Genomic DNA, 26,481 nt, shown 5'->3' with positions numbered 1-26,481 from the left:
TTGGCTGGCTCAAAGCATATCACAGATGACATCGGTGTCATACCGTTTTTTATACGCAAAATTGAGCAAAATCAATCTATCTTTTCATTTTTCCGCACAACTGCAACCGTTTTCAGCAACAACAGGTTGTTGGTGTTAAATTTATTTAACCGGGCGATGCACTTTCCGATGCAGGCCCATTGCCGCCCCTCGGCAACGCGCGCAGCGTCAGGAAACTTTCAGACGGCCGCCCGCTGCCTGCAATGTTTGAATTCCCACACTTTGCCAAATTTAATCCCTTGTTTTGAAAACAGACTCTCCGCTATACTGTATTTTTTACAAGCCCGCTTTCAGACGGCCTGTCCGGGCAGCAAAGCCCAGCCGCAAAGGAACAACAATGAACATAACCCAGTCTGCCGCCTGGCAAAATCTGCAGGCACACTGCGCCGACATGGCCGGCACCCATATGCGCGACCTGTTTGCTGCCGACCCGCAGCGTTTCGACTCCATGCACGAAACCCTGCACGGCCTTCTGTTTGACTACAGCAAAAACCGCATCAGCGAAGAAACCCTGAACCTGCTCTGCAAACTGGCCGAAACTACCGGCCTGCCGCAGCAGGCCGAAGCCATGCGCCACGGCGGCAAAATCAACATCAGCGAAAAACGCGCCGTGCTGCACACCGCCCTGCGGCTGCCTGCCGATGCCGACCCCGTGCGGGTGGACGGCGAAAACGTCATCCCCACCATACACCGCGAGCTCGACCGCGCGCTGGCCTTTGCCGAAAGCCTGATTAACGGCGTGCACACCGGCGCCACCGGCAAGCGCATCACCGATTTTGTACACATCGGCATCGGCGGCTCCGATTTGGGCCCGCAACTGGCCGTGCAGGCTTTGCAGCCTTTTCACAAAAACGTGCGCGTGCATTTTGTATCCAACTCCGATGATGCCAACATCGCTCAAATACTTGCCCCGCTCCATGCCGAAACCACTGTTTTCTGCTTGGCCAGCAAATCGTTCGGCACCCCCGAAACCCTGCTCAATGCCCATGCCGCCCGCGCATGGTTCCGCGATGGCGGCCTGCGCGAAGCCGACATCGCCCGACACTTTGCCGCCATTTCCAGCAATGTGGAAGCCGCGCACAACTTCGGTATTCCGCCCGACAACGTGTTTGCCATGTTTGACTGGGTAGGCGGCCGCTATTCTGTGTGGTCGGCCATCGGCCTGCCCGTAATGGTGGCCGTGGGCGGCACCCACTTCCGCAAATTTCTCAGCGGCGCACACGCCATGGACGAGCATTTCTTCCACACGCCGCTGCGGCACAATATTCCCGCCCTGCTGGCCTTAATCGGCATTTGGTACAGCAATTTCTGCGGCGCGCACGGCCAGGCCGTTGTTCCCTACAGCCACAACCTGCGCCGCCTGCCCGGCTATCTGCAGCAACTCGATATGGAAAGCAACGGCAAACACCGCACCCTGCACGGCGGCAAAGTGGAACATCACACCGGCGGCATCGTGTTCGGCGAAGAAGGCGTAAACTGCCAACACGCTTTCTTCCAATTGCTGCACCAGGGCACACGGCTGGTTCCCGCCGATTTCATCGTGTCGATGCGCACCCCCTACAAAATCGGCCGCCAGCACCGTTTCACCGTTGCCAATGCCTTCGCCCAAACCGAAGCCCTGATGCGCGGCAAAACGCAACACGAAGCCCTTGCCGAACTGCTCCACCTGCCCGAACCCGAGCGCAGCAGCCTGGCGGCACACAAAGAATTTCCCGGCAACCGCCCCAGCAACAGCATTCTGCTTGAAACGCTCGACCCCTTCCGCCTCGGTATGCTGATTGCGATGTATGAACACAAAATCTTTACCCAAGGCGTGGTGTGGGGCATCAACTCATTCGATCAATGGGGCGTGGAATACGGCAAGGCGCTGGCGAAAAACATCGAGCCCGAGCTTGCCTTGGCGCAAGAGCTGCACCACGATTCCTCCACCAACGGGCTGATTGCGTTTTACCGCCGCTGCAACCCTTAAGCTGCTTTTCCGGCAGGCTGAAGTTTTTCAGCAACCGTTATGCAATACAATATACTCGGGCCGTCTGAACGCATTTATCTTTCAGACGGCCTTGTACAATACCCTCTCCGCCCGCACACCGCATCATGGAAACCCGACACCCCCGCCCCACACCTTATCCGCGCCGCAAACACACGCCGCCGTTTTGGCAGGCCGACAAACCTTATCTGCACGAACACAATATCAGCGATGCACGTTTCCGCCTGCTGGGCTATCTGATGGCGCTGCTGGCCGGCGCAATCAATGCAGGCGGCTTTTTTGCGGTAGCACGCTACACCTCGCACGTTACCGGCGAAATGTCCCACGCAGCCGACATGGCGTATTTGGGCGAATGGCGTTTGGCACTCACCGCCCTTGCCGGCATGGTGTTTTTTATTAGCGGGGCGGCGCATTCGAGCTGGGTGATTCTGTGGGCGAAGCGACAGCGTTTCCGCGGCGGCTTCGGCTTTTCGATGTGGCTGGAAGCGGTGTATCTGCTGCTGTTCGGCGCCGTGGGCGCCATTGTGGCCGACTGGCACAGCGGCAGCCTGCCCGTTGCCGCCATGCTGCTGCTGTGTTTTATCATGGGTATGCACAATACCGTGATAACGGTGTTGTCGGGCGGCTCCATCCGCTCAACCCACATGACGGGCACGGCAACCGATTTGGGCATAGAAATTTCCAAAATGCTGTATTACAACCGCAGCAACAACCCCAAACTGCCGCATATCCACACCAACAAACCCAAAGCCAAACTGCTGGCCGGGCTGCTGGCCGCCTTTTTGGCCGGCGGGCTGATCGGCGCATGGGGTTATCACAGTGTCGGCCACTATTTCGCCCTGCCGGTGTCGGCAGTATTGTTTGTGCTGGGGTTCGGCTCGATAGGCTACGATGTAAAACTGCGGCTCAAACTGATGCTGGTGCGCCGTTTGCAGCAACACCGGCGCGGCAGATAAGTGATACTGTGTTGTAAAAGATACGCTTCGGGCATTCAGACGGCCTTCGCGGCGCGCAAAAAGCAACAAACCGCTGCTGCAATGTAATATCAAGTTAAGCAAACTGTTGTGCCGCGCCGATGTCTTATATAGTTTGCGCGATGGCAAACCCCGCTCCGGTTTGCCGCATATCGAATGATTTTGAAAGGAAACCCATGAAAACATTGAAATCCTTAACCGTATTGGCCGCCGCTTCGGCCATGATGTTGGCAGGCTGCGTAACCGACCCCGTTACCGGCCAGCAAAAAACCAGCAAAACCGCCATATACGGCTTGGGCGGCGCAGCCGCCTGCGGTATCGTAGGCGCACTGACCCACGGCGGCAAAGGCGCGCGCAACTCTGCGCTGGCCTGCGGCGCAGTCGGTGCAGGCATCGGCGGCTACATGGATTATCAAGAGAAAAAACTGCGCGAGAGCCTGGCAAACACCAATGTGGAAGTGGAGCGTCAAGGCAACCAAATCAAACTGGTCATGCCCGAGAGCGTAACATTTGCCACCAACAGCGCCTCCCTGAGCGGCAATGCGATGGATGCGCTGAACAAAGCGGCCGAAACCCTGGTGCAATATCCCGACACCACCTTAACCGTGGCCGGCCACACCGACACCACCGGCTCCGATGCCATCAACGAACCGCTCTCCAAACGCCGCGCTCAAGCCGTGGCTGCCTATCTGAACCAGCGCGGCGTAGCCGCTTCGCGCCTGAGCACCATCGGTTACGGCTCGCGCCAGCCGGTTGCGTCTAACGCCGCCGCCGAAGGCCGCGCCAAAAACCGCCGTGTAGAAATCCTGATCAACCCCGACCAAAACGCCGTGCGTGCCGCGCAACAACAACAGTAAACATCGGTCAGATATACACTAGCATGTAAAAATGCACCCCTTTTCATGGGGTGCAATATATCAGGCCGTTTGAAACACAAGGCCGTCTGAAACTTCAGACGGCCTTGTGTTTGGATGCAAACAGCCTGTTTTTTAACCGCAGCCGGCAGTGTTCGACAACGCATCGGCTCAAACACCTGTCCGCATCCGCCGCAATAACGGCGGATGCGGCATTCTATGCCCGCTCCCCAAACGGTGCACTCTTTTTAACTTTCGGCAGGAAGCGGTTGCACTATAGTGGGGCTCTTTTATTTTCAGCGCAAAACAACCGGCTGCAGTATAACCATCATACAGACCGACCCTGTTGCCGCTTGGGCGGCAGAACCGTTCCTTTGCACTAAGGCACGGCAACACCGCAACGGAAATAAATAAAGTGGGTTTACGATAACTGTCTAGAACGCGCAAAAACAAGGGAAAACCGTATAGCGTTTAAGCATACCCCAAAATCACAAAACCGATATGTCCGACACAAATCAAGCAGTATGGTATAAAAATTGTAAACAGCCCGGCCTTTCCCAACATTTCAGGCCGTCTGAATCATTCTAGGCCGTCTGAAAATATTTTCAGACGGCCTTTCAAACCCAATACATTATCCCTCTTTTAACGGCTGCCCATCTTGGAAAACAGGTTCGACACCCGCACCCGCTGCACGGCATGGCTTTTAAGGCAAAGGCAAGAAAATAAAACGATACCGCCATCTCCGCGCAGTAAGGGGCAATGCACAGAGGCATAAAAAAACACAAGGCCGTCTGAAAACAGATTTCAAACGGCCTTGTGCCGGTTTTTGACCACACGGCCTGCCAAACCGGTTTCCCCGACTGCCAAACAATACGGATTGCGCTCCTTACCAAGCAAAATAAAACAATACCGCCCGTCTCACGCAGAAGGCGGCGATGCGCAAAGGTATAAAAACAAGGCCGTCTGAAAACACTTTTCAGACGGCCTGAATGAATTTTGCAAAGGTCTCGGCCTTAATCTGTTTTCCGGCGCCCCTCACGAACAGCACGGTATGGTGTTCTGCACAAGATGCGCTTGGCAACCCAACCCTGTCGGGTGCTTCCCCCAAGCAGCGCCTAATCCAACTGTGTTACCGTTACCGGCAGATTGCGCACCGCTGCCATAGTAGCCGTGTGCGCCTGCTGCTGTTTGCGGAACTCGGCCATATTGGCGGGGGTGAGCTTCGGTGTCGGCAAGGCGATGGCTGTAGGGTTCATATGCTGGCCGTTTTTGCGTACTTCATAATGCAGGTGAGGGCCGGTCGAGCGGCCTGTGCTGCCCACATAGCCGATAACCTCGCCTGCCTTAACCCGCCCGCGTGCTGCCGAAAACGCGCTCATGTGGGCATAGAGGGTTTCGATGCCGTTGCTGTGCTGCAAAATCACAGTATTGCCGTAGCCGCCCTGCCAGCCTTTGAAAGTCAGCTCGCCATCGGCCGTGGCACGGATGGGTGTACCGGTGGCGGCAGCATAATCGATGCCCGTGTGCATTTTCACCGTGCGTAAAACAGGGTGCAGCCGCACACCGTAGGGGGAAGAAATGCGCACATAATCTACCGGCTTCACGTTGAAGCCTTCATGCAGGCGCAGCGATTTGCCGTTTTGGTCGTAATAGCTGCCGCTTTCTTCATCGCCCTTGCCCTGACTGTAATAATAGGCTTGATAGGTTTTGCCTTTTTTCACCACCTCTGCCGCCAAAATATCGCCGGTGGCCATTTCCTGACCCCGGAAATACATACTGTTATACAGCAGGCGGATAGAATCGCCGTTGGTGAGATCGTCCACATTCACGATATCGTGAAAAATCTCATTGAGCGATTCGCGCACTTCCACCGGCACACCGGCCTGTGCCAACGCGCCGCGCGCCGAAGTGCGCACCTGCACCGCACGCAGCGTGGGCATGGTTTCCATCTCAACGGCAGAAGTGGAAGTGCGCCACTTGCCGTTTACTTTTTCCAAGGCCACCAAATCGCGGAAGCCGTTGTCATCGTCGTTGAAAAACTGCACATCGGTGATGTTGCCCGATGCATCGAAACGCACATTGACCGACTGCCCGGCGCGCAGTTGGATCATGCTGCGGTCAATCGAATTGCGCGCCAGCACTTCGCGGATTTCTTCATCCGACACGCCCATGCGCTGCAACACATCGGTGAGCGAATCGCCCGGTTCCACCGCTTCCTGCGCCCAATAGCTGCCCTGGAACGTACCGCTTTCCACATAAACCGGCGGCAGCTCTTCCATCACGCGCTCGGCGCGGTAAAGCTCGGGCCGGGGCTTCGGATCATTAACAGCATAAGCCGCCACCATGCCGGAAACCGGCAGCATCAGCCCCAAAATCGACCAGCGCACAGGTTTATTTTGCCAAAAACGCCCCACCGCGGCCACGGCAGGCACGCTTGAAATCGACAACAATGCCAAACGGATGGGTTTGACTGCGGTTTTGAACGCTGCCCTTGATTGAGTGGTTTTCGGCACCGATACTTTCGGCATACTGATTTTGGACGCAGTGATTTTCGGCAGCTTCGGCAAAGCAATCTTGCGCGAAGCTGCCGCTGCTTTCTGCCCTGCGTAAACCGCAGCGGCAGCAGCCAATTTTTCTGCCGCGCGCTCCGAAACGGAGAGGGTGGTTTCGGATTCGGCAACGCTTATCGCAGTAGCAGGTATTTCCTCCGCTTCACCCGCCATCAACGCCGCTTCCGCTTTTCGAGCTTCCACGACAGTGGCGGCTTGCTCCGCTTCTGCCGCAACGGTTTCAGATTCTGTTGTCTCCAATGCGGCAATTGCGGGTTGCCCTCCAACTTCTGCAATAACGGCCTGCGCCGCTTCCGCTTTTCGGGCTTCCACGACAGCGGCGGCTTGCTCCGCTTCTGCCGCAATGGTTTCAACAACCGGCACATTGGTTTCTGTAACAACTGCACCTGCAGCGGCTTTGGCCGCATCTGTTGTTTCAAAGGCCGTCTGAACGGTTGGCTCCGCTGCATTTTCAATGGCTGCAGCCGCAACGGTTTCAGACGCAATCTGCGGTTTCTGTTTGATAAACAGCGAAGGCTTCACATTGAGGGCGGGAGCATACAAGCCCGACAACGGTTGGTTTATGGTGATTTTTGCCGTTGCCACCATTTTTTTTGCGGAAACAGCAGCCGCAATAGCTTGGGGCTGAATCTCGGATTGCGCCGCAACGGTTTCCTTAACCGCAACTGCCGCTGCATTTTTTTCTGCTGCCGCGCCAACAGCAGGCTCTTTAGCCGTTTCTTTTTCTTGATAACCAACCGCCCCGCGCTTCACCAATACAGGCTCCACCGGCACTGATTTCATCGCAAACGGTGTGGTCATCATCGGCTCGGCAGCCAACAGCGCGGGCTCGACCACCGGGCTGACCAAATCGGGCATTTCCTCAAAAGGAAGGGCCGCCGTTTTTTCACGCGCGGGCCGCACGGGTTCGAATGCGGCAGTGCTTTCTACAGGCGCAACCTTGCGCTCCGCTTCGGCATCGGTATGCCGGACAGGCTCGGGTTTCGCCGGACGCGAAACAGGCGCATCGGATACCGCCTCGGCCTCATTGCTTTCTGCCAAGGACTTTAAAAACATACTCAAGGGCTTTGTCATACCAGGCCTCTTATCTTGATTGCCGGGCGGGATTTCCCGCCATGATTCTGCTACTGCATTGATTTTCACAAAAATTATATCTTTTGATTTCTCATTTGAAGTGTATCACAAAACCACTCCCCCTGCTTTAAAGGCGAAGTTTCGCTGCGTGAAAAATCCGCACAATAGCGTAAAATATACATAGCTTTTATCTGCACATGAATTCTCCCATGCATCTTACTTTAGCCCTCCCCGCCCTGAACCGCAACACTGATGCCGCCCAGCCGGCAACCGTTTTGCCCTCGCTCAATAAAATGATGCGTTTCGGCTCCTATGCCGCCACACCCGCGCGGCCGTCTGAATTTTACGGCCGTTTTTTATGGCACGGCAGCCTGCTGGAGCATGCCAAACCGGCTTTGGGCATCGGCCCGGAGCAGGCGGCGGTGTTTGCCAGCCCGGTTTGGCAGCAGATGGGAATGCACCATATGGATATGCTCGGCGGCGGCGATATTCAAATTCAGGCACACGAAGCCGAAACGTTCTGCCTCGGCCTGAGCCGTTTTTTGCAAACCGACGGCTGGCACTTCCACCCACTACGCTCCGACCTGTGGCTGGTTGCCCTGCCCGCGCAGCCCGACTGGCAGGCGGCACCGGTTTTAGACGTGCTCGGCAGAATCGATGGCTCTGTCCGCGCCGAAGGTACCAGCAGCCGCGTGTGGCTGCAAAAGCAAACCGAAATCCAAATGTGGCTGCACGCCCACCCGCTCAATGCAAAGCGCGCCGCCGCACGGGTTCCTACCGTCAACGGCGTGTGGCTGTGGCGCGATATAGCGGGCAGCCGCGCCGGCAATCCTTTGTTGGGCAGCAGCAGCCCGTGGGCGCAGTTTTACCTGGGCAGCCGCACCGGTGCGCCTGATGATTTCGATGCCTGGATGGAAACAACGCGCAGGCACAACCGCCCCGTTTCAGACGGCCTGCTGTTTTTAGACGACCTGGCCGTTACCCGGCATACCGATGATGCGTGGGCATATAAAGAGATTTTGGAAAGCTGGGAACAACGCTGGTTTGCCCCATTGTGGCAGGCTTTGCAGCAAGGCCGTCTGAACAGCCTCACCATCGCCACAGACGGCCCTCAGGGCGGCAGCCTCACGCTCAACCCCAAAGCAGCGCGGGCGTTTTGGAAGAAAAAGAAAACCTTTGCAGGAAATTTAGGCGGCTAGCAAAAACAAGGCTTGTGTAACCGGGGTTCCGGCAAAACCCGCTTTGACCGAGGTCTTTGCAAAAATATCTTAAAATGAAATGCCGTCTGAAAAGCTTAAATACCGTTATTCCGGCGCAGGCGGGAACTTGGGTTGAAATATTCAAGTATGGATTAAACAAATAATTGGATAACAAACTCCCGCACCCCGTCTTTGCGGGAACGGCGGCCGACTTCTTGCGGTGTTTTTGATCTTTGGCAAAAGCATCAGGCCGTCTGAAAATATTGTAAAACAGCAAAAAACCATACCGCACCCAACCTTGCCCCGAAAGCAAGGTTTTACAACCCTGTTGAAACGTGTTCCACCCATGCTGCATTGCCGGGCACTTCACCCTGCCCCGTTGTGTGCCGCACACTGCGGGCGAGGCTTGAAAAGGCCGGGTTGCCTGCCTTTTATGCGGGTTGGCTTGTGTTTTGCCGAAATAATGATTTTGTGGTTTTTGAGTGTTTTTATTTTCACCAACGGCGCGGTTTTGCCCTGCCCTGCGGCATTCTCGGCACCCGCCAAAATCTCAAAACAAGCTTCAGGCAAACACGAAAAGTATGATTTTCTACAACAGTCTATGCCTTGTTATTTCTGCCTTCGCGAAGATAACGGCAACCCATTTTTTTGAGATGCTCTGCGCTCTGCTGATGATGCCTGATTTTGGAAACGCCCCGGGCCGGCGTATTTTGCCGCAACCTTTTTCAGACGGACTCAGGCAGTTTGAGAAAATTATCGCGGTAATAGCGCATCTCTTCGATGCTTTCGAGAATATCGTCCAAAGCCTGATGCGAGCCTTTTTTCACCACGCCTTTATACACGGCCGGATGCCAGCGGCGGGCGAGCTCTTTCAGGGTGGACACATCGAGATTACGGTAATGGAAATACGCTTCCAGGCGCGGCATATAGCGCACCATAAAACGGCGGTCTTGATGAATGGTGTTGCCGCACATCGGCGTGGCTTTTTCAGGAACCCACCGGCTCATAAAATCCAACAGCCGCTGCTCCACCTCGGCTTCGCCCAAGCGCGATTCGCGCACGCGCTGCGTGAGGCCGGTTCGCGCGTGGGTGGCGGTGTTCCATGCGTCCATATTGTCCAGCAGCTCATCGCTTTGGTGCACGGCATACACTTCCGACTGCGCCAGCACGTTTAAATCTTGATCGGTAATAATCATCGCCACTTCGATGATACGGTCGGTATTTGGGTTAAGCCCGGTCATTTCCATATCGAGCCAGCAGAGATTGTTTGCGTTTTGAGTCATTTTTTCAGACGGCCTGTTTACTGTTTTGTTGAAACATGATTATATGTTGGAAAAGGTCGGGTTGTTTACACTTTTTATGCCAAACAGCTTTTGTTTTTTTGCTGGAATGATGGTTTCGTGATTTTCGAGCATTCTCAAGAACGATGCGGCTTCGCCGTGCCTTTCGGCATTCTTGACAACCCTCAAAAATCCCAAAATGGGTCTGCATGCAAAAAACGGAAAGTGTAAACAACGCTGGAATTTCCTACAGAAAAAAAATACAAGAATTTTACGGCAAGCCCGTCTGAACGGTTTTTCAGACGGCCGCTACCCTGCGGTCATTCCCGCGCCCGCACCTACCAGTTGCGCAATAATATCTAAAACGGTTTTCTGCTCCGCACTCAGTTTCTCCACATTGCAAGTGCCGTACAGCCGTTCCGACAGATACGGATCGCTGTCTCCGCTCCGCCCGTTGCAACGGCCGCACCTGAGGCATCTGCTGCTTTCACAGTGGCAGCGGCCAAAATGCCGTGTGTCAGAATCCAGGCGGTTTCTTGGCAGTCAGTTTGGCGGTCGGGGTTTTGCCGCTGAGCAGGTTTTCCTGTACCAAGTCTTTGAAGTATTGTCCTATAGCCATAAGCACCGATAGGGTTGCTCAAACCGCTGTTAGCCGGGGCGGCCAATGTGCTGGCTATGCTGCTGATGCCCACGTTCAGGTATTACATTACAGCTTCTGTACTTTATCGTTATAGTCGGCTCCGCTGATTTTCTAGCTGCTTTTTTGCGCTTAGCTAATTGACCTGTTGATTGACCCTGCAGATAGGCGATGTTTTGTCCGAACTGCTGCGTTACCCGCTGCACATCCAACTCCCACTGCGCCCGCTCCGGGTCGAAGCGGCTGTTCAAACGGCCTGAGTTGACTTCCGCGGTTTCGGTGCGTATGGCGGTATAGACAGATCAGGCTTATCCGCCTGTTTGGCCTTTACCGATGGAGATGTTGTGGGTACCGATGTCACTGTGGTTGGTGCTGCTCCGACTGAGAACCTCGCGCCCAAAGCCTATGCTTTGGCTGTGGACTGCCTGACCGCCGATTGCCGATCCTGTATCAGTCGCCGCGCCAGCGTTGTGAAGATTAATGCTGCCCCATGCTTGGGCTCTACCCCCAACTTTTACCGCCTACGCTGCCCCCCCTATCGATGTCATGGGCAGTGGCGATGCTGCTGACTGCCTCCGCCCGATAACAGCCGGCAGCCCGCCCCGACACAGGAACAACAGCAGAAGTGCAAAAGGAGAGAAAATACAAACGAAAAGCGGAACAAAGGTCCATGATGAAGTTAGATAGGCATGGTTGGGTTAAACGCGCATATAGCGAAAGCATAAGAATATGATGAGCAGATTTTAAAAAACCAAGTAGGATCTCTTTGCGGAGTGTTTGAAGAAACTGGCGGCTCGGATAAAAAAACAATAGTTGTTTATGCTATCAGGCTGTCTGAAAACTTTTTTCAGACAGCCCCAAGTGCTTGCAGCGCCTGTGTGCCTGACGGCATATTTATGCCCGCTAAGGTACATCTACTTTTTATAGAAACTGCGGCCCGTCAGCCGTGGTAGCGCATGACGATTTCGGCCAGCCTGCCCAGATAATGCGCATCGGTGCCGTTAAAACAGCCCGTGGTTTCGGCATCGGCATCGAGCACGGCCATCAGGCGGCGGGTTTTGTCCCACACGGGCACAACGATTTCGGATTGCGACAGTGCCGAGCAGGCGATATGGCCGGGGTAACGGTTCACGTCTTCCACCACAATAGTGCTGCCTTTTTCCCAAACACGGCCGCACACGCCGCGCCCGTAGGCAATGCGCGTGCAGGCCGGCGGCCCCTGAAACGGCCCCAACACCAGTTCGCGGCGGTTGTGGTCGGCCAGATAAAAGCCCACCCACAGCCAGCCGAACGATGCTTTCAACACCGCGCTGATGTTGGCGAGATTGGCTCTCAGGTCGGGTTCGCCCCGAATCAGGCTTTCGATTTGCGGCAGGATTTCCTGATAAATTTCCACTTTGGTGGTGCCGCCGGTTTGAATGGTGTGCATGGTGCGGGCTGCCTGTGTCAAAAAACAGCCGCTATTGTTGCACAGCCGCGCGGCAGGTCAAGTATTACGGTTGCAATCAACAGCCAAACTTTGCCGCATCTTGTTTTTTTCAGACGGCCGCCCTTTTCAAAATCTCCGGCCGTCTGAAACACTCTGCTCCATATCCCCGCATCTATAGCGGCAGCCGGATAATCAGGGGCGGGGCAGGGCAAGCCTGCCCGTACGCTCTGATGCAGGCGGGGGCTATGCCGTACCGCTTTTATTTTGTTTTACGATACAATACGGGCTTTTCCCGCATTTTCCCGTTTCATGTCTGCCAAAATCCAAACCCGCCCGTTCAACCCCAATATCTGCCAAAGCCTGATCGAAGCCGGCACCGACCCTTTGCTGGCGCGCCTGTGCGCGGCGCGCGATGTGGCTTCGCCGGCCGAGCTTGACGACAAACTGGCCGCGCTGCTGCCCTACCAAAGCCTGAAAAACTGCACGGCGGCGGCGGCGCGGTTGGCCGATGCGGTGCAGCGACGCGAGAAAATCCTGATTGTGGCCGACTACGATGCCGATGGCGCCACTGCCTGCACGGTCGGCATGAAGGGTTTGGGCGCAATGGGTGCAACGGTGGATTTTCTCGTGCCCAACCGTTTCGAACACGGTTACGGCCTCACGCCCGAGCTGTCTGAAACCGCCGCCGCCCGAAATGTGGATTTAATCTTAACGGTGGACAACGGCATCGCCAGCCTCGCCGGCGTGGCGCGCGCGCAGGCATTGGGCATCGATGTTGTCATCACCGACCACCACCTGCCCGCCGAGCGCACACCCGACTGCATCATCGTCAATCCCAACCAGGCAGGCTGCACGTTTGCCGGCAAAAGCCTGGCGGGCGTGGGCGTGATTTTTTATGTGTTGGTGGCTCTGCGCGCCGAATTGCGCCGACGCGGCTGGTTTAAGCCGTCTGAACACGCCCATTCTGTTTCAGACGGCCTGCCCGAGCCTAATTTGGGCGAACTGTTGGATTTGGTAGCGCTGGGCACGGTGGCCGATGTGGTGCCGCTGGATCACAACAACCGCATTCTCGTGTCGCAGGGGCTGAAGCGTATGCGTTCGGGCAAAATGCGCCCCGGTATCCGCGCCCTGTTTGAGGTGGCGCGGCGCGACTGGCGCAAAGCACAGCCTTTCGATATGGGCTTTGCACTGGGGCCGCGCATCAATGCCGCCGGCAGGTTGGACGATATGTCGGTGGGCATCGCCTGCCTGCTGGCCGAGAGTGATGCCGAAGCGCAAACCCTCGCCGCCCGCCTAAACGGCTTGAACATCGAGCGGCGCGAAATCGAGCAATCGATGCTGCAAGACGCGCTCGATGCCTGCCCCGCCGCGCTGCCCCCCGGCCAAACCACGCTGGTGGCCTACCGCAGCGACTTCCACCAGGGCGTTATAGGCATTGTTGCCGGCCGTCTGAAAGAGCGCTTCTACCGCCCCGCCATCGTGTTCGCCCCCGCCGGCAACGGCGAAGTGCGCGGCTCCGGCCGCTCCATTGCCGGCCTGCACCTGCGCGATGCGTTGGATTTGGTGAGCAAACGCCACCCCGATTTGATTTTAAAGTTCGGCGGGCACGCCATGGCGGCGGGTTTGAGCATACGCGAACACGATATCGATGCTTTTCAGACGGCCTTTGAAAACGTGGTGCGCGGGCTGGTTTGCGAAGACGATTTGTCGCAAACCTACCTCACAGACGGCAGCCTGCCCGCCGCCGAGCTCACCCTCGAGCAGGCGCAAAACCTCGCCCGCCATGTGTGGGGGCAGGGGTTTGCACCGCCGAGCTTCACCGATGAATTTGCCGTTGTCCGCCAGCAGCCCATGGGCGTGAACCACAAAAAAGCATGGCTGCAAAAAGAAGGCCGCGAATTTGAAGCCATGTTTTGGCGTTGCACCGAAGAGATTCCCGCGCGCGTGCGCACGGTTTACCGCCCCGTGGCCAACGAATGGCGCAACCACACCGAATTGCAGCTTTATATCGATTATTGGGAAGCGGCCTAGCCGGCCTTGATGGAAAGGCCGTCTGAAAACAAATGCCGCATCCGTTTGCAAACGGCCTGACGCTCTTGCAACTCCGCAAGAAGTTTATTGGCCGACCCATTGCCGCAAATGCAGTATTGAAACCTTTCAGACGGCCTAAGTGTTTTGGGAAGGTTGCAGCCCGCTACTTATCGTGCCCCTTATTTCCGGCACCGACACAGGCTTGAGCAGCATAAACCATACGCCGTTTGGGCGGCCTGCAAACTACTTTTCCCAACCAAGCGCAGCAACGCCGCAGCAGAAATAAGCGGGGTTACTATAAAGAAAGCGCAACCGTTATTTTCCTGCCGTACTGTTTCGGCAGGGCTGTGCCGTAAGGCAGGGCTGTGCCGTAAAAGGTAAAGCAAATGAACACCATCTATCTCGCTTCCGGCAGCCCGCGCCGCCGGGAAATTCTCGAAAACCTCGGCTACCGCGTTGCCCGCCTGCACGCAGAAACCGATGAAACTCCTTATCTACACGAAGCCGCCGCCGCTTATACGGCACGAATGGCGTTTGAAAAAAACGCCGCTGCCGTTGCCCATTGGCAGGCACAACGCCCTTTCGCTCCCGAATACCCACTGTTAAGCGCCGACACCACCGTGGCCCTGCACAACCGCATTCTCGGCAAACCGCAATCTATAGCCGATGCCGCCGATATGTTGCGCCGGCTTTCCGGCACCACCCATCAGGTATTGACTGCCGTATGCGTTTATTGGCAAAGCAGTACCCATGCCCTGCTGCAGCAGAGCGATGTTACCTTCAAAACCCTGAGCGAAGCCGAAATTGCTGCCTATATTGCCTGCGGCGAGCCAATGGACAAGGCCGGCGCCTACGGCATTCAAGGGCTGGGCGGAGTGTTTGTGGAAAATCTGCGCGGCAGCTTTACCGGCGTGATGGGGCTGCCTGTGTTTGAAACCGTGTCGCTTCTGAAAAGCCTGGGTTTGAACACCCCGCCCTTTTCAGACGGCCTGCAGGCATCCGCCGGTTGAGCGCGTTTATCTGCCAAACAGATAAACCCGGCCGTCTGAAAAAGCATCGTGAAAAGGCCTTTTAAACGGCATCATTCATGATTAAGGTATTTCGGCAAAGGCCGAAGGCCGTCTGAAAAAGATATTCAGACGGCCTTCGCAGCATCGGTATTGTCCGCCGCAGATACCGCCTTTAACCGGCACGCACGCTCTGCAGCCGAACCATACGGTTAATCCGCAAAAACAAAACGGTATACAGTCTGCAGAGGCTGGAACAACCCGGCCGGGCTGAAACCGTGATTATTTTAAATCGAACCGGAGTGCCGCCGAAGCATCTGCCCCGATGTAACAGCTGTCCGGGACCTTTGCAAAAATATCTTAAAAAGGCCGTCTGAAATGTTTGAGCCGTTATCAGCCTTTATTTCATAAGCTACTGAAATAAAATGATTTATTATTCCCATGCCGGATTCCCCTCCTAAGCAGGAATGACGGGATTCAGGTTTTCGGGAGCATGGTTTGATTTTGACAAAAGCCCCAGGCCGCGTATTTTGGCGCGGCCTTTAAAAACGGTTCAGACGGCCTCTGATCCGATGCCGCCCGAATGCCGGATAAAAAAACAGGCCGGCATGGCGCCGGCCCGATTTTTTATCCGGCGGGATGCTGCAAACCGCTCTAACCGATATTGTCCGCCATCGCTGCCTGTTCGTTTTCCGGCTTTTTCTCCATGATAACCGCCAGTTGTGCGGCCACACCTTGCTCTATTTTGGTTAAGCTGTCTGCGTGGGCTTCGTGGTAGGCCTCTTCCAGCGCGAAGGCAAAACCGGCCGCATCGGTGCCGCCGTGGCTTTTGACCACCACGCCGCGCAGACCGAGAAAAATGGCGCCGTTGAAGCGGCGGGGATCAAATTTGTTTTTAAAGCCTTTCAATGCCGGCATCGAAACCAACGCGGCGGCTTTGGTAAACATATTGGCCTGAAATTCCTGCTTGATGGCTCCGCCCATAAATTTCACTGCGCCCTCTATGGTTTTCAGCACGATATTCCCCACGAAACCATCGGCCACAATCACATCGACCTTGCCTGAAAATACCGCGTTACCCTCAACGTTGCCGACAAAATTCAGATTGCCCGCTTTGAGCAGTTCGAAAGCCCGCTTAACGGTTTCGGTGCCTTTGATGTCTTCGGTGCCCACATTCAGCAGACCCACGCGCGCACGGCCGCCGGCCGGATAAAGCGCCTGATAAAGCTCGCTGCCGATAACGGCAAACTGCATCAATTGCTCCTCGGTGCAATCGACATTCGCCCCCAAATCCAACATCAGGGTCATGTGGCCGCTGGAGGACGGCAGAAATTTGGCAATCGCCGGCCGCTCGATGCCGGGAATGGTTTTCAGCACGAAACGTGCCGTTGCCATCAGCGCGCCGGTATTGCCCGCCGATACGGCAGCCTGCGCCAAGCCTTCTTTCACCTGGTTGATGGCGATGCGCATCGAAGAATCTTTTTTGTTTTTCAAGGCAAGCTGGGGGGCTTCGTCCATCTCCACCACTTGCGCAGCGTGTTGCACGGTAATGCGGTCCATCGGCGCGTGCGCGGCAGCCAGCGCGGCTTTCAAAGGCACCTCGTCTCCAACCATAATCAGATTGACGTTGCTCTGCCGGTTTAAAAAAGCCACAGCGCCGGGAACGGTAACGCTCAATCCGGCATCGCCGCCCATGGCATCAACGGCCAAAGTAATCATTATATGTTTCTCCATGCTATACCAAATGTTTCAGACGGCCTGATATCCGGCCGCGAAACCTGCCGCCTACTCTGCGGCCTGCGCTGCCAGGCGGTTGTGTTCATCGATATCCTCGGCATCCCACGGATAGTTAATCCACCAATCAGGCACGGTCAAACCACTGAAATAAGGCATATTTCCAGGCAGCCTGCCTTGCTTTTCTTTGATTTTTTCATGTAACACGGCAATGCCCACCGTGCCGAACGGCTCTTTTTCCAACTCGTTTAGGCAAAATTCGAGTGTAACGCGGCTGTCGTCCACTTCGTCCACCACCAACACGTTTTTTCCGCGCAGGGTTTCGGGAACGGGATCAAGCCATTGGATTTTTTTCACACTCTCGGTTGCCCGACCCTGCCTATCACTGTCGTAATATGCGGTGGTTACGGCGTAAATCGGAATGCCTAAAAAGCAGCGCAGAATCCGCGCGGGGATAAAACCGCCGCCGCCGATGGCAATCATGGCATCGTAACGCACCCCTGATGCCTTGATTTTTTCTGCAAGCTGCCCGATAACGCGGTGGATATCGTCATAGGTGTACCAGACTTTCTTTTTCATCATATCAATACCGGCAATGCCGCAGGCCACCTTTTTTGTGAAGGTTTCAGATAACCGGGCTTTCAGACGGCCTGATTTTTACTGACGCGCCCAACCTGCGGTGTTTAACGCAAAAAAGCCAGCAATTGCGGTTGGACGGCAATCTTCTGGCTTTCGTTCATCATTGGGGCAAAGCGGATTATCCTTTGGCTTTCACCACTTTGCGGCCACGGTACATACCGTTGGGCGAAATATGGTGGGGGCGGTGTACTTCGCCGGTTGCGCCGTCAACCGACAGGGCGGGCGCGGTCAAAGCATCGTGCGAGCGGTGCATACCGCGGCGGGAAGGGGATTTTTTGTTTTGTTGAACGGCCATTTCAAGCTCCTAAAAATATAAAACGGTAAAGCCGGCTCAGCGGCTGCTTTTGAGCCCTGCCAAAACGGCAAACGGATTGGGTTTGTCTCGGTTGACCTCTCCGGCAACGGCATGGGCGCAGTTTTCATGGCGCGGAGAAAACGGCAGAGCCATCAGGATTTGGTCTTCCACCAAAGTGCGCACATCAAGCGTCTCTTCCGCCACCATGCCCTCCAAATCCTCATCGGAGAGCATGGCTTCGTCCAAACCGGCTTCGCTGTCGAATAACACGATACGGCCGGCTTCGTTGAAATCAAACGGCATCGGCTGCATACAACGCTGGCACACCAGCGGCACGCTGCCCGTTACGGTCAAATCGAGAAACAACCGCCAGAAGCGGTCTTGCCCGCCTTTGAGGGCAAACCACACCTCGGCCTGCTTGTCGGCAAAATATTCGTGCGACCAAACGCGCTCGTCCAACCGGCTCAGTAAAAACCGGCCTTGAAGGCTCTGCTTTTCGGCGGCGAAAGCGGCAGGGTCAATCAAATTAAGGTCTGACATAAACGGGGTATGATATAATTTCATTGCTTTAACGTCAATGTTTTTACACATATGAATACAAATCTGCCGCTTGTTTTAGGCTCGGGTTCGGTGTTCCGCCAAGCCCAACTGCAACGCTTGGGCGTTTCTTTTCAGACGGCCCGTCCCGATTTCGATGAAACGCCGATACCCGGCGAAACCGCAGAACAAACTGCCCTGCGTTTAGCTGTCGGCAAAGCCCGCTCGCTGGCCGGCAGATTTCCGCAGGCGTTGATTATCGGCGCAGACCAAGTGGCTTGGTGCAACGGTCTGCAGCTCGGCAAGCCGATGAGCGTTGCAAACGCACAACAGATGCTGGCGCAATCGAGCGGGCAGCGCATCGTGTTTTACAGCGCGCTCTGTCTGCTCAACACTGCTTCAGGCGGCCTGCACACCCATGTCGATAAAACCGTGGTTACCATGCGCAAACTGGGCAGCGGACAAATCCGCCGCTATCTGGAGCACGAACCTGATGCCGTCTATTGCGCCGGCGCGGCCAAAAGCGAAGGTTTGGGCGCGGCGCTGCTGGAGCGGATCGACAGCACCGACCCCAACGCCCTGATCGGCCTGCCGGTTTTCAAGCTGGTGGAATTTTTGGCGGCAGAAGGCGTGGAAGTTGTTTAGCGGCCACCGCAAACCTGCGGCATTACTGCATACCGGCGCAAGGAAAACGGTTTATCGGTTGCCCAAGCGGCAACCAAGACGGCTGGCGGCCTGAACCTGAACCGCCTGCGCCCTGCACGCCGCCGGAAACCAAGCGCATTCGCCCTAACGCTAAGCTGTCTGAAATATTTTTTATTTCGATTTTTTCAGACGGCCGGACCGGTCAAACAAACACTTTTTTATAGATACACACCAAAGCCCGAAACCATGTCTGCCGTTCTCTATCTCATTCCTACACCGATCGGCGCGCCCGACATGCCCTGCCTGTTGCCGCACGAGCAGGCGCAAATCGCCGGCCTGACCGATTTTGTGGTCGAAGCCGAAAAAACCGCCCGCGCCCATTTGAAACATTTGGGGATAACCGCGCCGATACGCGGTTTAAACCTGCAAACGCTCAACAAACACACCGATGCCCGAGCCTTGCCCGAACTGCTCAAACCGCTTCAGGAAGGCCGCAGCATGGGCATGGTCAGCGAAGCCGGCTGCCCTGCCGTGGCAGACCCCGGTGCCGGCCTGGTGGCGCTGGCGCACGCACACGGCTTTGAAGTACGGCCGCTGGTCGGCCCCTCCAGCCTGCTGCTGGCTTTGATGGCATCGGGCGCCAACGGTCAGCATTTTGCATTCAGAGGCTATCTGCCGTCTGAAAAAAACGAGCGGATACATGCCTTAAAAACATTGGAGCAACGCTCGCGCCAACATCAAGAAACCCAATTGTTTATCGAAACGCCCTACCGCAACGATGCCCTGCTGGCCGATGCGGCCGCAACGCTTGCTCCATCCACCCGCCTGTGCATTGCCTGCGACTTGACACTGCCGACTCAAACCATCATCAGCCGAACCGTGGCCGACTGGCAAAAAAGCGGCACACTGCCCTGCCTGAGAAAACGCCCCACCATCTTTGTGGTGCTCGCCGCCTGAATTTGACAGCCAAGCCGGCCGGCCGCCTAAGCCAATCCCGCCTGCCGCCGGAAGGGTTCAGACGGCCTTACGGGCAGATAAAACAGCACCGCCCGCGCAGCCGCCGGCGCAGAGCGTATAAACGCAATTTGGCCGTCTGAAAAAAACGGCCCTATCAGCCGGCGCACCGGTTCATTGCGGGTGCAGCAAGGCAATGGGGCATCGGTTATGCCTGATATTGCCTGCGGCTTGCCGTTTGGCTTCTTTCTGCATGGCTGCACTCTAATTTCCGCCCTTGTCTTGCCAAACGAAAATTCTTTACCTATAATTTGCGCCTTATTCGGAATGTAGCGCAGCCCGGTAGCGCACTTCGTTCGGGACGAAGGGGTCGGAGGTTCGAATCCTCTCATTCCGACCAAATATTACCCAGGCGGCTTTGAATTATCAAAGCCGCCTGTTTTTATTGTCGGTTTGACGGGCAGCGAACCAACACAGCCAACCGCAGGCGGCGCACAAAACGAAGCGCGTCTGCATTATTCTCAATTGCGGTCCGCGGTGCAGGCCGGCTGCCTGCCGCAGCCTGTTCCGCCCGAAACCTCCGTCCGCCCTTACGATTAATATTTGGGAAAATCAGGCGGATTATCTTACAATAGCCCTTATCCATAAACCATCATAAAGGCGTTACCATGCAGTATGCCAAGATTCTCGGCACGGGCAGCTATTTGCCGGCCAACCGTGTCAGCAACGATGATTTAGCCGAAAAAGTCGATACTTCAGACGAATGGATTACCACACGCACCGGCATAAAATTCCGCCATATCGCTGCCGATCACGAAAAAACCAGCGATCTGGCAGCGGCAGCGGCGCGCAATGCGCTGGCAGATGCCGGCTTGGCAGCCGGAGAGCTTGATCTGATTATCGTGGCCACCTCCACGCCCGATATGATTTTCCCCTCCACGGCCACCATTGTGCAGCAGAAACTCGGCATCGGCAGCAGCGGCTGCCCTGCTTTCGATGTACAGGCCGTGTGTGCGGGCTTTATGTATGCCGTTACCACCGCCGATGCCTATATCAGAAGCGGCATGGCGAAAAACGTGTTGGTTGTCGGCGCAGAAACCTTCAGCCGTATTCTCGACTGGAGCGACCGCGCCACCTGCGTATTGTTCGGCGACGGTGCGGGCGCGGTGGTATTGGGCGCGTCCGACACACCCGGCATTATCCACGGCAAACTCAAGGCAGACGGCAATTATCTCGACCTGCTCAAAACCCCGGGCCAAATAGCAAACGGCAAAATATCGGGCACGCCTTTTCTCACCATGGACGGCCCCGGCGTATTCAAACTCGCCGTGAAGATGCTGGCTAAAGTGGCCGATGAAGTCATCACCGAAGCAGGTTTCACGTCTGATCAAATCGACTGGATCGTGCCGCACCAAGCCAACAAACGCATCATCGAGAGCACAGCCAAACATTTGGGGCTGGGCATGGAAAAAGTCGTATTGACCGTGCAGGAACACGGCAATACTTCCGCCGCATCCATTCCGCTCGCCCTCGACAGCGGCATACGCAGCGGCCGGATCCAACGCGGCCAACGCCTGCTTTTAGAAGGCATAGGCGGCGGTTTCGCCTGGGGTGCGGTGCTGCTGGAATACTAACCGTTTAACAGCCTTCAGGCCGTCTGAAACGCAAAAACGAATATTTTCAGACGGCCGAACGAAATCAAAGCGAATAAAACAACGGCGGCCGGCCAAAGAGCCGGAGAGCTTACGGCCGCCCAACCATCAACCCACCCGACACATTACGAAAATGACCAAACAGATACATTACGGCACAGTAGCGCATTGGTTCCCGGAACTAAAACGCGGTTCTGTGGTTTCCGACGATCACGGCGCGCAGCGGATTTTGCTCGAAGCCTCATCTTTAAACCAACACTACCCCCTCCCGAAAAGCGGAGACCGCATCAGTTTCTGCCTGCACCAAGATGCCAAAAACCGCCTGCGCGCGCAAAACGTGTCGCCGCTGCCGCCCCTGAAGGAAAACGAACGGGTAGAAGTAGTGCTTGCCGAATGGAACTTCCAGCAAAACGGCGGTTACGGCATCCACCAAGTTCAGCGCAGCTCGCCGATTTTTATTTTAGGGCAGTTTTTAAACGACCAAACCCGTGTGCCCGAAAGCGGCGAAGTTTTAGAAGGCAGGCTGGTCAAACACGGCAACGGCCAATGGCTTTTGGTGGAGGCCGATATTATCGACAGGCCGTCTGAAACCGAACCGGCCATACCGCCGCAGCCTGCCGCCGTTGCCGGAGAGCCGGAAAGCGGAGCCGGCTCTCCCGAAATGCAGGCCGAAAACCAAGCCGGCGCCCGCCGGCACAACCCGCCGGCCGCCCTGCCTGCCAACCGCGTGTTAAACGGCGAAATCATCAGTTGGGACAACGAAAAAGGTTACGGCTTTATCCGCACCGCGCAGCAGCAGAGCCTGTTTTTTCATATTTCTGCGTTCCACTACACATCGCAGCGGCCGCAAACCGGGCAACAGGTGAGCTTCTACTGCAACCGCCCCGCCGGCAGCGAACCCCAGAAAGCCTTGAAAGTGGTGTTGAGCGGCCACGAAGCCGCGCTGTTTTCCGACCGCCCCTACGACTACCACGAGGTTAATCTGAATATGCGCAAATTGTTGTATTACGGCCTGAGCGGTGCGCTTTACCTGCTGGCGGTCAATTATTATTCCACCAAGCTGGCGGTGTTTTACCTGCTCTCCAGCGCGGCGGCCTTTTGGCTTTACCGCAGCGACAAACAAACCGCCGTTACCCAAACCGGTAAAACCGGCTACCTGGGGCGGGTGCCGGAGAAAAAGCTGCACCAAATCGGCCTGATCGGCGGCTGGCCGGGCGCACTTTTGGCACGCAGCATCTTCAACCACAAAACCGGTAAAGCATCGTTTATCCGCGTTTTTTGGCTGGTGGCGGCAACCAATATTGCCATCACCTATCTGTTGCTGATACATTATGCCGATAATCCGTTTGCTTTATGGTTAAAAAACTAAAGGACTGCCATGTCTTTCGCATTTTTCTTTCCCGGCCAGGGCTCGCAGAGTCTCGGCATGATGAACGGCTTTAGCGGCGCCGCCGTTGTGAAAGCCACTTTTGACGAAGCCTCCGCCGCACTCGACCGAGATTTGTGGGCAATGATTAACGGCAGCGATGCCGCCCCCATCAACGAAACCGTCAATACCCAGCCGCTGATGCTGGCCGCAGGCATGGCCGTTTACCGCGCCTATCTCGAAGCGGGCGGCAAAGCTCCCGCCGTGGCGGCGGGGCACAGCTTGGGCGAATACACCGCATTGACGGCAGCGGGCGCATTGGATTTTGCCGATGCCGTCAAACTCGTGCGCCTTCGTGCCGAATTGATGCAGGATGCTGTGCCGCAGGGCGAAGGCGCCATGGCCGCCATTTTGGGATTGGACGATGATGCGGTGCGCGAAGTGTGCGCCGAAGCCGCCCAAGGCGGCGTGGCCGAAGCCGTCAATTTCAATTCGCCCGGCCAAGTAGTGGTTGCCGGAGACACCGCTGCAATAGCGCGTGCGATGGATCTGGCCAAAGTAAAAGGCGCCAAACGCGCCCTGCCGCTGCCGGTTTCGGTGCCTTCCCATTGCAGCCTGATGAAGCCTGCGGCCGAAAAACTGGCCGAAGCATTGAAAAATGTGGTTATCCAAACGCCGCAGATCCGCATTATCCACAACGCCGATGTGGCCGCCTACGATGATGCCGAAAAAATCAAAAACGCTTTAGTGCGCCAGCTTTACAGCCCGGTGCGCTGGACGGAAACCGTCAATGCGCTGGTTGCCCAAGGCATTACCCAGTCTGCAGAATGCGGCCCCGGCAAAGTTTTGGCCGGCCTGGCCAAGCGCATCAACCCGGCAGCCTCGTGCAGCGCGCTGACCGATTCCGGGCAGATAGCGGCCTTTATCGAATCATATGCCTGACAACGAAACTTTTTCAGACGGCCAACCGCAGAGGCCGTCTGAAAATCTGACAGCCCATCATGAATAAAACCGTTATTTTGGCCGTGCCTTATATGTATGGCTTGGATCAATGTATCGAAAAAAACCTGCGCTACCACGGTTTTGACGTTATCAATCTGTGTTATGACGACCGCGATTCCTACTATCCCCACCCGGGCTGCCGGCTGGTTGCGCTCTACCACAAAAAAATCACCAAAAACCCCGACTATAAGAAAAAGCTGAAGTTTTCGCGCTTTCAAAGCGAAATCGAGCGCAAGCTCGCCATGCTGGGCGGAAAAAAAGCCGATTTTGCCCTGTGCATACGCGCCAACATCCACCCCAAAGCCTTCATTAAAACAATCCGCGAACATTCCGCTTTCTGCATCAACTACCAATGGGACGGCATCGGCCGCTTTCCCGACATCATCGACTACCTGCCTTATTTCGACCGCTGTTTCGTGTTCGACAAAAACGATGTGGCCAAATATCCCCAACACCGTCTCGAAGCAACCACCAATTTTTATTTCGACTTTCCCGTCTCAGGCAAAAACGGCAGCAACGGCCTGTATTTTCTCGGCGGCTATGAAGCCCGCCGCGCCGCCGATACCCAACGCTTTATCGAAGCGGCACGCCGTCTGAAACTGCCGCTCGATTTCCATATCTACTGCAAAGACCAGCGCGCCCGCAAAATCTTGGGCACCGAAGGCATCACCTATCTCAACCGTTCCACCGTGCTCAGTTTCGAGCAAAACCTGCAAAAAGTGTGCGGCAGCCGCGCCGTTGTCGATTTTGTCCAATTCGACCACTACGGCCTGTCGTTTCGGGTTTTCGATGCCATGTGTTTCGACAAAAAACTGATTACCAACAACCAAACCGTTACCGGCTACGATTTCTATCATCCAAACAATATCTTCGTGTTCAACGGCAGCAATCTCGATGGGTTGGAAGATTTTCTCAACCAGCCCTACGTTGCCCTGGATCCCGAAATCAAACACTATTATTCGTTTGGAAGCTGGATAAAGCGGGCATTCGCCCCCCCGCAACACACACTGCCCGTAAAACCTTTGCCGCCCCCGCCGCTTTTCAGACGGCCGCCATCACGATAACAGGCCGTCTGAAAAAACCATAAAACCGCCGCCATGAACCAACCGACCGTTTTTTTAGGCATGCCCGACCATATGGGCATCTACCGAAGCATTCAGGCCAATCTCGAGCATCACGGTTTCAACGTGATTCATTTGGTTGCCGATTCCCACACATTCCGCTATCCCTCGCTGGCAGCACGCCTGCAAACCAAATTCAGGCAGCTGGTGCTGCGTGACAAACAGGCCAAGCAGAAATTGCAGGCCGCCGTATTCTACCAGAATCTCTTAAGCACACTCGATGCAGCCGGCGGGGTCGATTACGCCCTTTTTATCAGAGGCGATCTCTACACACCCGAAATGCTGGCCGATATCCGCCGCCGCACCCGCGGCATCATGGCCAACTACCAATGGGACGGCATGAACCGCTATCCCGATATCTGGCAAACCGTTGCCAACTTCGACCGCTTTTATGTGTTCGACCCCGCCGATTTGCAGTCCGGCAGCAACTTTCTGCCGCTGACCAATTTCTATTTCGACCACCCCGCCCCGCCGGCCGGCGAAGCACAAACCGATTTCTATTTCATCGGCTCGCACCTGCCCGAACGCAGCAGCGTGATTGCCGAATTCGGAAACCAAGCCCTCGCGCACGGCTGGACTCTGGATTTCAACATCATCTGCGCCGCCAAAGAAGCGCAAGCCTGCCGCACCCGCTACCCAAACAATATTAAAATTTCCACCCAAACCGCCGATTACGCCGAAAACCTGCAACACACCGCCCGCGCCAAAGTGCTGGTCGATTTCAAAACACCCGTACACAACGGCCTGTCGTTCCGCGCGTTTGAAGCACTCGGCTACCGCAAAAAACTGATTACCACCAACGCCGAAGCCGCCAAATACGATTTTTACCACCCAAACAACATCTTTATCTGGGACGGCACAACATTCAACGGCATAGATGATTTCCTAAAACGCCCCTATCACGAAATCTCCACCGAAATCCGCCAAAAGTACAGCTTCGGCAATTGGATACGCTACGTTTTGGATATTCCGCCCTATCAGCCGGTCACCCTGCCCGAGGCATGATATGGCGAATCCGCTTTATTTCCGTTGCCGCATGGCGGCATCTCGGCCTGAAGAAAACCATTTTGCAAGCCGCCCGGCGGCAACAGAAGCTGCTTGTATGACCGACATTTAAAATCAGACAGGCCGTCTGAATGGTTTCAGACGGCCTGAGGTTGGGCAAGGCTTGGTTATTGGCTTTTCTGCCGGGCGGCTTTAGTTTTGCCGAAAACGCGCGCGTGCTCCCTGCGGAGGTATGGTCCTGCGCCCAATCAGCGCCACGCCAAACCTTGCCTGCTGCGGGCAGATTAAAAATAATCGGCCGTCTGAAAAGCTGCAACGCCGTTAGCCGTTATTGGCGCTCGGGCGGTTTTGATGCCCGTAAAGGCGGCAACCGCCAACCATGCCCGCCTGTTTTTCATCAAACCGTGTAAGTTTCCGCCGCCTTTTCCGTCTGCTTTCATACGGTGGAAA

General features: G+C 55.8%; 21 protein-coding genes and 1 tRNA gene. 15 read left to right on the top strand and 7 right to left on the bottom strand.

Features of this window, described 5'->3' with window-relative positions; all coding sequences use genetic code 11:
* The first annotated feature begins 376 nt into the window (after positions 1–376).
* From pgi to H7A79_RS13560, 3 genes are all read left to right on the top strand, one after another.
* Positions 377–2,008: a glucose-6-phosphate isomerase gene (gene pgi, locus H7A79_RS13570; protein ID WP_187000525.1), complete on the top strand. Its 1,632-nt coding sequence runs from the start codon at positions 377–379 to the stop codon at positions 2,006–2,008.
* A gap of 125 nt (positions 2,009–2,133) precedes the next feature.
* The gene (locus H7A79_RS13565) at positions 2,134–2,982 is read left to right on the top strand and encodes a YoaK family protein (RefSeq protein ID WP_187000524.1); all 849 of its coding nucleotides are present in this window, start codon (positions 2,134–2,136) and stop codon (positions 2,980–2,982) included.
* A gap of 194 nt (positions 2,983–3,176) precedes the next feature.
* Positions 3,177–3,857 (top strand): YiaD family glycine zipper/OmpA-like lipoprotein, encoded by a 681-nt coding sequence (locus H7A79_RS13560; protein WP_135034649.1) that lies wholly within the window; start codon positions 3,177–3,179, stop codon positions 3,855–3,857.
* A 1,112-nt stretch (positions 3,858–4,969) separates the two neighbouring features.
* Here H7A79_RS13560 and H7A79_RS13555 read toward each other — a convergent pair.
* Positions 4,970–6,217 carry a M23 family metallopeptidase gene (locus tag H7A79_RS13555; RefSeq protein ID WP_246408160.1) on the bottom strand — a complete coding sequence of 416 codons (1,248 nt, stop codon included), beginning with the start codon at positions 6,215–6,217 and terminating at the stop codon, positions 4,970–4,972.
* A 1,490-nt stretch (positions 6,218–7,707) separates the two neighbouring features.
* On the opposite strand from H7A79_RS13555, the gene H7A79_RS13550 reads away from it, so the two are divergent.
* Complete coding sequence (locus H7A79_RS13550) at positions 7,708–8,697, top strand: hypothetical protein (RefSeq protein WP_187000523.1); 990 nt, start codon at positions 7,708–7,710, stop codon at positions 8,695–8,697.
* A 725-nt stretch (positions 8,698–9,422) separates the two neighbouring features.
* Here H7A79_RS13550 and orn read toward each other — a convergent pair.
* Together orn and H7A79_RS13540 are read right to left on the bottom strand one after the other, a co-directional pair.
* Positions 9,423–9,980 (bottom strand): oligoribonuclease, encoded by a 558-nt coding sequence (gene orn / locus H7A79_RS13545; RefSeq protein WP_187000522.1) that lies wholly within the window; start codon positions 9,978–9,980, stop codon positions 9,423–9,425.
* Between the two features lie 1,574 nt (positions 9,981–11,554).
* A complete protein-coding gene (locus H7A79_RS13540; protein ID WP_135034646.1) occupies positions 11,555–12,043 on the bottom strand; it encodes a GAF domain-containing protein in 489 nt (162 codons plus the stop codon).
* Positions 12,044–12,352: 309 nt separating this feature from the next.
* Between H7A79_RS13540 and recJ the strand changes: the two genes are divergently transcribed.
* Both recJ and H7A79_RS13530 read left to right on the top strand, forming a co-directional pair.
* The gene (gene recJ / locus H7A79_RS13535) at positions 12,353–14,074 is read left to right on the top strand and encodes a single-stranded-DNA-specific exonuclease RecJ (RefSeq protein WP_187000521.1); all 1,722 of its coding nucleotides are present in this window, start codon (positions 12,353–12,355) and stop codon (positions 14,072–14,074) included.
* Between the two features lie 386 nt (positions 14,075–14,460).
* Positions 14,461–15,084 carry a Maf family protein gene (locus H7A79_RS13530; protein ID WP_135034644.1) on the top strand — a complete coding sequence of 208 codons (624 nt, stop codon included), beginning with the start codon at positions 14,461–14,463 and terminating at the stop codon, positions 15,082–15,084.
* Positions 15,085–15,735: 651 nt separating this feature from the next.
* On the opposite strand, the gene plsX is transcribed toward H7A79_RS13530, so the two are convergent.
* The 4 genes from plsX to H7A79_RS13510 all read right to left on the bottom strand — a co-directional run bounded on the left by plsX (position 15,736) and on the right by H7A79_RS13510 (position 18,289).
* Positions 15,736–16,800, bottom strand: a complete 1,065-nt coding sequence (gene plsX / locus H7A79_RS13525) for a phosphate acyltransferase PlsX (RefSeq protein ID WP_135034665.1) — start codon at positions 16,798–16,800, stop codon at positions 15,736–15,738.
* 66 nt (positions 16,801–16,866) lie between these two features.
* On the bottom strand, positions 16,867–17,394 hold the full coding sequence (locus tag H7A79_RS13520) for a phosphoribosyltransferase (RefSeq protein WP_135034664.1): 528 nt from the start codon (positions 17,392–17,394) through the stop codon (positions 16,867–16,869).
* A gap of 178 nt (positions 17,395–17,572) precedes the next feature.
* Positions 17,573–17,749 carry a 50S ribosomal protein L32 gene (gene rpmF / locus H7A79_RS13515; protein ID WP_135034643.1) on the bottom strand — a complete coding sequence of 59 codons (177 nt, stop codon included), beginning with the start codon at positions 17,747–17,749 and terminating at the stop codon, positions 17,573–17,575.
* Positions 17,750–17,785: 36 nt separating this feature from the next.
* Complete coding sequence (locus H7A79_RS13510; protein ID WP_187001735.1) at positions 17,786–18,289, bottom strand: YceD family protein; 504 nt, start codon at positions 18,287–18,289, stop codon at positions 17,786–17,788.
* Between the two features lie 51 nt (positions 18,290–18,340).
* Between H7A79_RS13510 and H7A79_RS13505 the strand changes: the two genes are divergently transcribed.
* The 9 genes from H7A79_RS13505 to H7A79_RS13465 all read left to right on the top strand — a co-directional run bounded on the left by H7A79_RS13505 (position 18,341) and on the right by H7A79_RS13465 (position 26,441).
* Positions 18,341–18,931, top strand: a complete 591-nt coding sequence (locus H7A79_RS13505; protein WP_187000520.1) for a Maf family protein — start codon at positions 18,341–18,343, stop codon at positions 18,929–18,931.
* Positions 18,932–19,177: 246 nt separating this feature from the next.
* Positions 19,178–19,888 carry an SAM-dependent methyltransferase gene (locus tag H7A79_RS13500; protein ID WP_187000519.1) on the top strand — a complete coding sequence of 237 codons (711 nt, stop codon included), beginning with the start codon at positions 19,178–19,180 and terminating at the stop codon, positions 19,886–19,888.
* Positions 19,889–20,208: 320 nt separating this feature from the next.
* Positions 20,209–20,285 (top strand) — tRNA-Pro (locus H7A79_RS13495).
* A 268-nt stretch (positions 20,286–20,553) separates the two neighbouring features.
* Positions 20,554–21,519, top strand: coding sequence for a beta-ketoacyl-ACP synthase III (locus tag H7A79_RS13490; protein ID WP_187000518.1), 966 nt, complete (start codon positions 20,554–20,556; stop codon positions 21,517–21,519).
* Positions 21,520–21,670: 151 nt separating this feature from the next.
* The gene (locus H7A79_RS13485) at positions 21,671–22,906 is read left to right on the top strand and encodes a DUF1294 domain-containing protein (protein WP_214646382.1); all 1,236 of its coding nucleotides are present in this window, start codon (positions 21,671–21,673) and stop codon (positions 22,904–22,906) included.
* Positions 22,907–22,915: 9 nt separating this feature from the next.
* Positions 22,916–23,845 carry an ACP S-malonyltransferase gene (fabD, locus tag H7A79_RS13480; protein ID WP_187000516.1) on the top strand — a complete coding sequence of 310 codons (930 nt, stop codon included), beginning with the start codon at positions 22,916–22,918 and terminating at the stop codon, positions 23,843–23,845.
* Positions 23,846–23,904: 59 nt separating this feature from the next.
* Entirely contained in the window at positions 23,905–24,969 is a 1,065-nt protein-coding gene (locus tag H7A79_RS13475; RefSeq protein WP_246407967.1) for a WaaS/CpsH family glycosyltransferase, read from the top strand.
* Positions 24,970–25,002: 33 nt separating this feature from the next.
* Positions 25,003–26,031, top strand: coding sequence for a WaaS/CpsH family glycosyltransferase (locus H7A79_RS13470; RefSeq protein WP_187000515.1), 1,029 nt, complete (start codon positions 25,003–25,005; stop codon positions 26,029–26,031).
* A gap of 131 nt (positions 26,032–26,162) precedes the next feature.
* A complete protein-coding gene (locus tag H7A79_RS13465) occupies positions 26,163–26,441 on the top strand; it encodes a hypothetical protein (RefSeq protein WP_187000514.1) in 279 nt (92 codons plus the stop codon).
* The last annotated feature ends 40 nt before the right edge of the window (positions 26,442–26,481 follow it).

This window comes from Neisseria musculi, from assembly GCF_014297595.2.
GTDB classification, from domain to species: Bacteria; Pseudomonadota; Gammaproteobacteria; order Burkholderiales; family Neisseriaceae; genus Neisseria; species Neisseria musculi.
The sequence above is the reverse complement of the archived record's forward strand: the minus strand, read 5'-3'. Positions and strand labels throughout refer to the sequence as shown.